The sequence below is a fragment of the Streptomyces sp. NPDC003943 genome, from assembly GCF_053605265.1.
The window spans coordinates 1-10,698 of the sequence record NZ_JBSGIW010000151.1 but is presented as its reverse complement, the minus strand read 5'-3'; the positions used below and the strand labels follow the sequence as shown (position 1 = coordinate 10,698).

At 73.1% G+C, this 10,698-nt stretch carries 5 protein-coding genes; 3 read left to right on the top strand and 2 right to left on the bottom strand.

Annotated elements, in window-relative coordinates; all coding sequences use genetic code 11:
* Window positions 1-161 precede the first annotated feature (161 nt).
* Entirely contained in the window at window positions 162-971 is an 810-nt protein-coding gene (locus ACWEV0_RS34730; RefSeq protein ID WP_453153805.1) for a caspase family protein, read from the bottom strand.
* A 106-nt stretch (window positions 972-1,077) separates the two neighbouring features.
* On the opposite strand from ACWEV0_RS34730, the gene ACWEV0_RS34725 reads away from it, so the two are divergent.
* The 3 genes from ACWEV0_RS34725 to ACWEV0_RS34715 all read left to right on the top strand — a co-directional run bounded on the left by ACWEV0_RS34725 (window position 1,078) and on the right by ACWEV0_RS34715 (window position 8,650).
* Window positions 1,078-2,010 carry a DNA/RNA non-specific endonuclease gene (locus ACWEV0_RS34725; protein ID WP_453153804.1) on the top strand — a complete coding sequence of 311 codons (933 nt, stop codon included), beginning with the start codon at window positions 1,078-1,080 and terminating at the stop codon, window positions 2,008-2,010.
* A gap of 112 nt (window positions 2,011-2,122) precedes the next feature.
* On the top strand, window positions 2,123-7,501 hold the full coding sequence (locus tag ACWEV0_RS34720; protein WP_453153803.1) for a trypsin-like peptidase domain-containing protein: 5,379 nt from the start codon (window positions 2,123-2,125) through the stop codon (window positions 7,499-7,501).
* Window positions 7,502-7,546: 45 nt separating this feature from the next.
* Window positions 7,547-8,650 (top strand): trypsin-like serine peptidase, encoded by a 1,104-nt coding sequence (locus ACWEV0_RS34715; protein ID WP_453153802.1) that lies wholly within the window; start codon window positions 7,547-7,549, stop codon window positions 8,648-8,650.
* 12 nt (window positions 8,651-8,662) lie between these two features.
* Here ACWEV0_RS34715 and ACWEV0_RS34710 read toward each other — a convergent pair.
* Window positions 8,663-10,698 (bottom strand): hypothetical protein (locus ACWEV0_RS34710; RefSeq protein WP_453153801.1); only part of this gene is annotated, 2,036 nt, incomplete at its 5' end.

Genomic DNA, 10,698 nt, shown 5'->3' with positions numbered 1-10,698 from the left:
TCGTGGCGCGCGGCGGCGGTAGCGTCGAGGACCTGCTGCCGTTCTCGGACGAGCAGCTGATCCGGGCGGTCGAGGCCCGGCTCACCCGGATCTACCAGAAGCTGGACGTGCGGTCCCGTGCCCAGCTCGCGACCGCGCTGCGGCCCTGACCGCCCGCCCGCTCAGACCGTGAACGGGCGCTGGCTCAGGAACGCGTTCGAGGGCGCGCCCGTCGTGTAGAGGTTCGGGCTCTGGGTGGGCGGCAGCCTGCGCTGGATCGCCTGGTGGAAGGTGCGGTAGTCGCCGCGGAAGGTGCCGTCGTTCCAGACGGCGAGCAGCGCCTCGGTGAAGGCGCCGTTGACCCTTCCGTCGGCGGCGACCTGGTTGTCCTGGCAGGCCGAGACGAGGATCACCGGCGGGCCCTGTCCGTCGCCCCGGACGGTGGCGGCCTTGGCGAGGGTGCGCTGGAGGTCGTCGTAGAAGTCGCGGTCCCGCTCGTACAGCTCGGCCTGCTTCGGCTCGGGCACGTAGCGGCCGGGTTCTTCGCCGCCGCCCGGCAGCTCGATGCTGCTGCCGCTGTGGCAGCAGTCGAGGAAGGTGACGATCCGTACGCCGTCGTCGAAGCGCAGGAACTCCTGGTGGAGCTCGTCGTCGATGAACTGGCGGTCGAAGAAGACCAGGGTCTCGTCGAGGCGGTCGGCTTCGGCGTCGGAGCCCGCCACGTCGGGGACCTGGCCGCCGTGGCCCGAGTAGGTGAAGAGCAGGATGTCGCCGGCGGCGAGCCGTTCGGCCGCCGCGCGCAGGGCGGCGGTGACGCGGTCGACGGTGCCCTCGCGGGTGAGCAGCACGGTGTCCGTGAAGCCGGCGGCGCGGGCGATCCGGGCCATGTCGCGGGCGTCGTTCTCACACGCCACGAGGGTGCCGTCCCAGCCGCCGTAGCGGTCCGGGTCGACGCTGTTGAGCCCGATGTGCAGGGAGATTCCGGTGGGCATGGTGCCTCCTTGGCCGGAGCGGAGGGGCACCGGGGGCCTCGTCTGTTCGAGTGGCCTGCGGGTCCGGTGCCGTGGGCAGCCCTCCCCCGCGCGGTACTTACATCGTATGAACACCAGCGACTCCCGGCACGGTCAGCCCGCCGCTCCCGGCCGACCCGCCCCGCCCGGTCGGCCTGCCGCTCCGGGCCCGCCCGCCGCGCACGGCCAGTTCGACGACCGCGCCGGCTACGACGAGACCTTCCTCGGTCCGGCGGTGCCGCTCGCGCTGCCCGCGCGCGCCGCGGTGCAGACGGTGATCCTGCCGTACACGCACTTCACCGTCGTCTTCCGGCCGGACCGGCGGCTCGCCGCGTCGACCGCCGTCTGCATCGAGGGCGGCCGGCTCCTCGAGGACGTGCCGCGCGACGACGTGTGGGCGTACGACCCGCGGCTGCCGCGCGAGCAGCAGTCGGGCGAGGACATCTACCGCGACAACCGGCTCGACCGCGGCCATCTGGTGCGCCGGCTCGATCCGGTCTGGGGCTCGGCGGCGGTGGCCGGCGTGGCGAACACGGACACCTTCCACTTCACCAACGCGGCGCCGCAGATGGACGTGTTCAACCAGGGCAAGGAGCTGTGGCAGGGCCTGGAGAACTACCTCCTGGAGCACGCGGCCCAGTTCGACCGCAAGCTCGTGGTGCTGACCGGCCCGGTCCTGCACGACTCCGACCCGCCGTACCGGGGCATCCAGGTGCCGCTGCGGTTCTGGAAGGTGGTCGCGTTCATGCAGGACGGGGCGCTGGCGTCGACGGCGTACGTCCTCGACCAGAGCCCGGACCTCGGCCCGGACGCCGAGCGGGCCTTCGCCGGGGCGAAGGCGGGCGACCCGCCGCCGCTCGGGCCCTTCCGCACGTACCAGGTGCCGGTGTCGGACGTCGCCGAGATCACGGAGCTGGAGTTCGGGCCGCTGCCGGACGTGGACCTGATGCCGCCGATGCGGGCGCCGGAGGACCGGTGGCGGCGTCTGGAGTCGTACGAGGACATCCTGATGATGGACTGAGCGCCGGCTTCCCTCGCGGGCCCGGCACCGATTGCGAGGGTCTGCCGGCGGCGGGACGATGACAGCAGCGAGCAGGTGTCCCTCCAGCACAGGGACACCGGGCAGGTGCGTCATGCCTCTCACCGAGACGGAGTGGGGCCTCGTCACCAGCTGGGTGCGGGACCATCTTCTCGACGATCCGGATCCACGGACGCGGCTGCAGCGCACGGCGCTGACCACCGACTTCGTGGCCGATCTGCCGCTCACCCCGAACCGGGACGCCAACGCGCGGATGATCGTGGGCGCGGCCCGGCGGGATCTGGAGCACCAGCGGCGGCTGCTCGACGCCCTGGCGCGGCTCGGCACCCTCGACCACCTCGACGAGGCCGACGCGGTGGGGCGGGGCACGGAGGTGCGGGCGCTGCTCGGGCGGGTGCGCGAGGACGAGGAGGTGCTGCGCTCGGAGCAGGACCCGTTCGAGTCGGTGGTGCTGCGGCACGGCACGGAGGTGTTCATCGACCGGGCGGAGCTGCGCGAGACGCTGCGCCGGTTCGTGGCGGACCCGGAGCTGTCGGTCCTGGTGGTGGACGGCGAGCCGGACAGCGGGCGGTCGTACACCTACCGTCTGATCCGGCATCTGGGGCCGCACTGCGGCTTCCGACCGGTGCGGGTGACCCTGTCGCGGACGTCGACGGCGGCGCGGCTCGTGCGGCGGCTGGCGGAGTTCGTGTCGGCCCCGGACGAGGCCGACCGGATACCGTTGAACCCGACACGGTTGAACGATCCACTGCCGTCGATCGACGACGCCGTGCACCGGATCGTCAGCCGGGCCACCGCCGCCGAGGACAGCTTCTGGCTGGTGCTCGACGAGTGCGACGCGCTCGACCCGAACTCGGACGTCTGGGACTGCATCGGCAAGCTGGCGCTCGCGATCTACGAACACACGCCGGTGCGGCAGGAGACCGTGCCGCGGCTCGTGCTGCTCGGCTACCCGACGACGCTGCACCAACTCCCGTACGACATAAGGAACAACGAGTGCCGGGACACGGCGAAGGCGGTCGGCCCGGACGAACTCCGCGACTTCTTCACACGGTTCTTCCGCGAGGCGCCCGCAGCGCCCGGCGGCACACCCGCCGGGGAGCCGCCGCCGGAGCTCGTGGAGTCGACGGTCGCCGAGGTACTGCGGGCCGCGGAGGCGGCCGATCCCGCGGACAGTCCCATGCGGCGGGTGTGCACGGCGGTCGAGGAGGCGGTACGGCTCCGGCTCGGCCGGTCCGCGGGCGCGGGCGTCCGCGCGCGCGAGGACTTCACCGGCGTGCTGCACACGACGCTCGGCGCCCCGGCCCCGCAGGCCGTCTCCGAGCCGCACGGGCTGCGCCGCGCCTACCGTGAAGTCGCCTGCCTGCTCACCGAGTTCGACCCGGCGCAGCTGCGGCTGCCGGGTGAGCGGATGCCGAGCGGGCGGGCGGTCCTGGAGCTCGTCGACGACTGCACGGCGCTCGCCGCCCCGCAGCGCTCGGTGCGCTGGGTGCTCACGCCGGAGGTGCGGGAGACGGCCCTGGCGGGCCTCACGGGCCCCGAGGCGGCCCGGGCCGCGCTCCTCGCGAACGCCGACGCGCTGTCCGGCGGTCCCGGCGTCGAGCGGTCCGCGCTGGCCCTGCTCTCGGGCGTGCCGCCCGATCTGGCGGAGGCGGGCGTGGAGGAGCTGTCGGACACCCTCCAGGCCGTGCTCTGGCTGTCCCGGGTGCCGGGCACGGCCGGCCTGCTGCCCGCCGTCGAGGACGTCCAACAGCGCCTGGAGAGAGCGAGGTTGCTCGAACCGCTGCGCCGCCTCGCGGGGACCGCCTTCCTCGGCCGCGGCCGCGAACTCGACGCGCTGCGCACGTACATCGCGCTGCCCACCGAGCCGGCCGAGCCGCCCGTGCTGCTGCACGGCATCGGCGGCATCGGAAAGAGCACCCTGCTGGCCCGCTTCCTCCTGGACGGACTGCGCGAGGCGGAGCCCGAGGGATTCCCCTTCGCGTACATCGACTTCGAGCGTCCGACGCTGTCCATCCAGGAACCGGCCACGGTGATCGCCGAGTCGGCCCGGCAGCTCGGGATCCAGTATCCGGCCCACCGCGAGGCCTTCGACTCGCTCGCCGACCGGTGCGGCGAGACCACCTCCGTACAGCGCGGCGAACTGGAGGAGCTCGACGAGCTGTCCCGGCTCTCCTCGACCCGGGCCACCTACGGCCGGGACTACTCGGCCGGATTCCACGCCCGCGCCAGCGCCCGCGAGCAGGACCTCGCCCGCGAGCTGGCGACCCTCGTCGCGGGCGCTGCCGCCACCCCGCCGGGCACGATGGACCCGCCGTTCGTGATCGCGATCGACTCCTTCGAGGAGGCGCAGTACCGGGGCTCGCCGCTCATCTCCCGGATGTGGGCGGTGTGGACGGCGCTGCGCGCCGCCTATCCGCGGCTGCGGTTCGTGGTCGCCGGGCGCGCGCCGATCGACCACCCGGCCAAGGTCATCGCCCCGCGCACCATGCGGCTGGGGGAGCTCGACGAGCCGTCGTCGGTGGCGCTGCTCATGGACTGCGGCGTCGACGACGAGTCGGTGGCGCGCACCCTCTACCAGCAGGTCGGCGGCCATCCGCTGAGCCTGAAGCTCGCCGCGCGCAGCGCGATGTCCCTCGGCGAGGAGGCCGATTCGCTCGGTGAGCTGCTCGCGAGCCTGCGTTCGCAGCGGCGGCTGCACAACAGCGTCGACCAGATGCTGATCCAGGGCACGCTGTACGACCGGATCCTCAAGCACATCGCCGACCCGGACGTGCGCGCGCTGGTGCTTGCGGGGCTCGCGCTGCGGGTCATCACCCCCGACCTGGTGCGCGAGGTGCTCGCCGGGCCGGCCGGGCTCGAGGTGTCGTCGTCGGCCGAGGCGAGCCGGCTCTTCGGTCTGCTCACCTCCCGCCTCGACCTGATGGAGTCGGCGGGTCCGGGGGCGATCCGGCACCGGCCGGACCTCCGCTCGATCATGCTGCGGCTGTCGGACGGGGCGCGGACCGATCTGATGCGGGCGGTGGACACCCGGGCGGTCGCCTACTACGCGGCCCGCGACACCGTCCCCGACCGCGCCGAGGAGATCTACCACCGGCTGCGGCTCGGCGAGAACCCGCGTACGGTGGACGCCCGTTGGCGCTCCGGCGTGGACCAGCACCTGGCGGGCGCCGAGCGGGACATGCCGCCGCGGTCGGCCGCGTTCCTGCTCGGCCGGATCGGCGGTCACGTACCGGACTCGATCATGGCCGAGGCCGACCAGGAGGACTGGGAGCGGATCGCCGCCCGCGAGGTCGAGGACCTGCTCACCCAGGGCTATCTGGACGCGGCCGGACAGCGGCTCGCCGAGCGGCAGCCGTGGACGCCGTGCAGCAGGCTGCACGGGCTGCTCGTGGAGTACCTGGCCCGCTCCGGCCGGGCCGAGGACGCCCGGGAGACCTGCGAGCGGGCCGTCGACCGGGCGGAGGAGGCGGGCTGCGCGGAGACCCGGCTCGAACTGCTCCAGCTGTCGGCGCGGCTCGCGCAGGACGCGGGCGACTTCGCCGACGCCGACCGGGACCTGCAGGAGGCGGAGGGCGTGGCGGCCGGACTCCGGCTGCCGTACGAGTCGATCGGCGTCCTGGTGGCCCGCTCCCGGCTCGCGGAGGCCGCGAACGCGGACTCGGCGGAGGCGGACGCCCGGCTCGCCAACCGGCTGCGCGGGCTCGACGACGAGACGCTGGCCGCACAGCCGGCCCTGGCCCGGGCGGCGGCCGCCTCGGCCTGCCGGGCGGACCCGCCGGCCCTGGCGCGCACCCTGCGCCTGGTGGGCCTGCCGGACGAGGACGAGGCGGTGGTGACGGCGCTGACGCGCTGGATCGGGACCGCGATGGACGACGAGCCGCGGCTGCGCGAGCCGCTCACCCGGATCCTTCAGGCGGCGGCCGCGGGTGCCCAGGGGCCGGCCGCCGGGACTCCGGCGCCGCCGGGCCCGACGGGCGGCTCGGCGGGGGCTGCGCCCGGCGGCTCGGCGGGGGCTGCGGCGGGCGGCGGGCCCGTGCCGCCCGGACCGTACGGGCAGCCCGTGCCCGCCGACCAGGTCGAGGGAGCGCTGCGGGAGGCGCAGCGGCACGGCACCCTGGACGGACTGGCGTGGCGGGCGCTGATGCTGAGCGACCGGAGCGGTGACCTGCTGCGCGGGGTGGCCGCGGCGGTGGACGCGGGCTCGGGGCTGGCCGGCCCGGGCGGCGGCACCCGGTTCGGCTACGGGCGGGTGTCCGCCGGGGCGGGCCTGGTGGGGGTCACGCCGGCGCCGACCCAGGTGGACGCGAAGTGGCGGGAGGAACCGTATCTGAACCCGGACGAGCTGCTCGCGGTGGCGAACGCGGCCGTGGAGGCCGGGCTCGCGGACCGGGAGCTGCGCGGCTCGCTGTTCAGCGGGATCAAGGAGTACTTCTGGGCGATGCTGCCGCCGCAGCCGACACCCTTCATCCAGGTCCAGAAGGACCTGGAGACCATGAACGTCGCCGAACGGCTGATGGAGGGCGAGGTGCCGCTGGAGCTGTGGCTGCGCAACGCCATCGCGCTGGCCGCCGACCCCGGTGCGGTCGCCGTCTTCCAGCGGGCCCTCGACCGGGTCGTACGGGCCGCGACGGGCGAGCCGGAGGTGCCGGCGGAGTACCTGACGGGCGAGTTCAAGGAGGAGATCGTCGTCCGCGACGACATGGTCCCGTTCGAGTTCCTGCAGGAGGGCTTCCTGGCCGGCGCGGCCATCGCCCGGGTCAGTGTGCCGCCCTACCGGGGACGGGAGCCGATGAAGCCGCCGTATCCGCTCCTGGGCACCGGCTGGCTGATCGCGCCCGGGCTGCTGGTCACCAACCACCATGTGGTGAACGCCCGCAGCAAGATGAGCGGCGTCCGTGAGCAGGCCGCCGAGGAGGACCTCCGGATGCAGGTGGAGAACTCCCGTTCGCGCTTCGACTACGGGGCCGACGCGGGCGAGATCCAGACCGAGGAGGCCACGGCCGTCGATCTCGTCGCGTGGGACCCGAAACTCGACTACGCGATCATCCGCCTGGCCAACCCTCAGCTGACGCGTGCGGTGCTGCGGGTGACCACCACGCTCTTCGAGTGCCGCGGGAACGACCCGCAGGCGGTCAACATCATCCAGCACCCGGAGGGCAAGCCGAAGCGGGTGGCCCTGCGCAACAACCTGGTGTACGAGGCGAACGAGCGTGACGTCGCGTACTTCACCGACACCCAGGGCGGTTCCTCGGGCTCGCCGGTGTTCACGGACCGCTGGACGGTGGTCGCCCTGCACCGTGGCGCGCTGCGCAAGACCGGGCTCGAGTACCAGGGCCGGACGACCGCGGTCATCAACGTCGGCACCCAGATGTGCGCGATCCTCACCCATCTGCGGGAGACCCGGCCCGAGTTGTACGCGGAGATCATGAGGGCGCAGGCGGCGCTGCCTCCGGAGGAACCGGAGGGCTGACGCCGGAAGAGGCCGGAAGAGAGTGGACGGCGGAGGTGACGGGAGATGGGTTACGGATCACGGAGCGGCTCGCACAGCGGCTCGCCGGTCGCGACCGGACCCGAGCAGGTCTTCGGCGATCTGACGGAGGTGGCGGCGCGGGTGCGCGACCGGCTCGAACAGGAGCTGGAGATCCAGGAGTCCGCCGAGGAGCTGCCGCCCGGCGCCGTCCCGGCCGGCGAGATCTCCCGGTTCGCCCAGGAGGAGCGCGCCCGCGTCCTGGAGGCGGGCGTGACGGGCCTGGAGAAGCTGGCGGGCGGCCGGGCCGACGAGGTCGACGAGGACGAGTACTTCGGGGTGGAGGCGATCGTCCTCCTGGAGGGCCGGCCCGCGATCCTGGTGCAGGGGCAGGACTTCGCCTCGCAGCCCGGCGACTGGTCGGTGCTCGACGCGTCGCGCCCCGCGATCCGCGAGTCGATCGCCCGGGTGGGCCGGGTGGACGTGACCGGGCATCCGAGTCTGGCCTGGATCGGCACGGCCTTCGTGGTGGGCCCGGACGCGGTGATGACCAACCGGCACGTGGCCGTCGAGTTCAGCCGCGCCGAGGGCGCCGGCTGGACCTTCCAGGAGGGCATGACGGCCCGCGTCGACCCCGGCGAGGAACTGCCCGTACCCCCCGCGCCCGGCCCGGTGCCGGCCGCCGGCCCCCTCCCGTACGAGATCACCGAGGTCATCGGCATCCACCCGGACGTCGACATGGCGCTGCTCCGGATCGCGCCGCCCGACGGCGAGCCGCTGCCGACGCCGCTGGCCGTCGCGGCGGACGCCCCGGCGAGCGTGCCGGGCCGGCCGGTGTACGTGGTCGGTTATCCGGCCTGGGACGGGCGGCGCAACGAGCCGGAGTCGATGCGCCGGATCTTCATGGACATCTACAACGTGAAGCGGCTGCAGCCGGGCATGACGACCGAGTTCACGCCGGGCGGCCTGGTGGTGAAGCACGACTGCTCGACGCTCGGCGGCAACAGCGGCTCCCCGGTGTTCGACCTGACCGACCACCGGGTGCTCGGGCTGCACTTCGGTGGCAAGTACCGGATCGGGAACGTGGCGGTGCCGCTGTGGGAGCTGGTGGACGACCCGCTGCTGGCGAAGGCGAAGGTCAACTGGGTGTGAGCCGATGACCGTTCACGGGGCGGTGTGCTTCTTCGCCTCGTGCAGGGCCTGGAGCTTCTGGACGAGTTCGGCCGCCTTGCGGGCCGACCGTACCGCCTTGGGATAGAGCTTCTCGATCTCGGCCGTGGTCCTGCCGAAATGGCGCCAGTACGTCTCGCCGACCAGGGCGATCTCCCCCGACTCGCGCAGCAGACAGGTGTAGAGGACGTCCTTGGCCATGTGCTTGCCGACTTCGACACTGGTCAGGTCGAACACCACCACCTGGCCCGGGGCGCGGACCACGAGGTCGGGGCGGAGGTCGCCGATCAGCCGGGCCGCGCCGGTCTCGTCGTTCATGAACAGCGGGCGCAGTTCGCGCTCGTACGGCATCAGACCCGGGTTCCGCGTGACGTACTCCTCGATCGGCATGTCGAGGATCTCGACGGACAGCCTGGCGAAGGAGCGGAGCCTTGTCTCGCTGACGAGGTGCAGGCCACTGTGCGGGAACTGCTCCTGGACCAGACGGCTGAAGATCTTGTGCAGTCTGGTGCCGCGCACGCTGTTCGTCATGTCGGGCACCTCGCCGAGTTCGGCGACGGCCGCGGCGACGAGGTCCTCCAGGGCCTCCACGGTCAGCACGGCCTCGGCTGCCGCAGTCGCCCCGGTGGCGGCGCCGGGCTTCACCGGTGGCTCCTTGAGGAGTTCATCGACCTGCTTCAGCCAGGCGTCGACCTCGGCGTCGGTGAAGAACTTGGTGGCGGGGTTCTCGATGTCCTTGATCGCCTGAAGGATCTCGCCGTGCGCGATCGCCGAGGTGCCCTTCACCTTCGGGCCCGAGACGAGGATGTCGTCGCCGCTCATCATGAACACGATCCCTTCGCGGGTGACGAGGGCGTGCTGCTCGGTGCGCGCGAAGCGGACCAGGAAGTCGATCACGTCGCGCAATCCGAGCCCGGTCCGGTCGAGGACGGCCACCCCGATCCGGTTGAAGGCGGTGAGGGCACGGACGGTACTCCGGGCCAGCTTGGGCAGCGCGCGAACGGCCTCGGGCAGGGTCATGACGGCCACCACCAGCTGGCCGAGGAAGCGGCCCGCGTCGAAGAACTCCAGCCGTTCAAGATGCTCCCAGAAGGTGTCGCGCAGTTGCCGCAGCCCTTCCTGTCCGGTGATCAGCGGGTGCTTGACGGCGGTGACGAGCCCGGTCCAGAACCGCTCGCGATCCAACGGCGAGCCGGCGAGCATACCGATGACCTCGATGATCTGTGTGGAGGACTCAGCCGCGCCCCAGCCGACGCCGCTGACCACGGCGGCGAAGTCGACCGCGTTGGGCTGCCAGTTGGCGAGGACGAAGTCCCACGGCACCTGTCGCTCGCGGAGGAAGTCCCGGAAACCGCGGGCGCGGACCAGGACGATCGTGTCGCCGAGCTTGCCGAGTCTGCGCAACTCCGTGAAGCACTGCATGAGTTCGTCGTGGTCGAGGTCCTTGAGGTAGTCCTTGAGGGTGGCCGACACGACCGAGCCCGGTGCCCCGGCGAGGCCCCGCCCCAGCTCGGCGACGATTCCGGCGGCGGCCGCCCGGACGTCGCGGGGCCGGCGGCCGACGATCGTGACCTCGCGGATCGTGGTGAGGTCGCTGGTGTACGCGAGGATGCCGGCCGGCACGCGGGCGGTGTCCCGGGTGATCAGGCGGAGCCCGGTGTCGTGGCGACGTCCGTCGTCGGTGACGCGGTGCACCAGGTAGCCCCCGCTGTCCTCCCGCTCCCCCGCGGCGAACAGGCCGACCCGTTCGTGTGCGATCGATTCGAGGTAGAAGGCCCCCGCGCCGAGCCGGGCGGCGACCGTCGGCTCCTGGTCGGTGCTGCCGAGCGGGTGGACAGCGGGGGCGACGAGCCGGATGCTCGCGGAGCCGAGGAGGAGGCTGTCGGCGGAGATCCGGCCGAGCTGTGCGTCCCGGTAATCGTGGCCCATGCGGGTCCGCAGGGCCGCGAGCCGTTTCGGCGTCCAGGGCCGCTCGGCCGCGGGCGGCGCCGCGAGGCCGCCCCGCAGCGCCGGCGCCGTACGGTCACCCG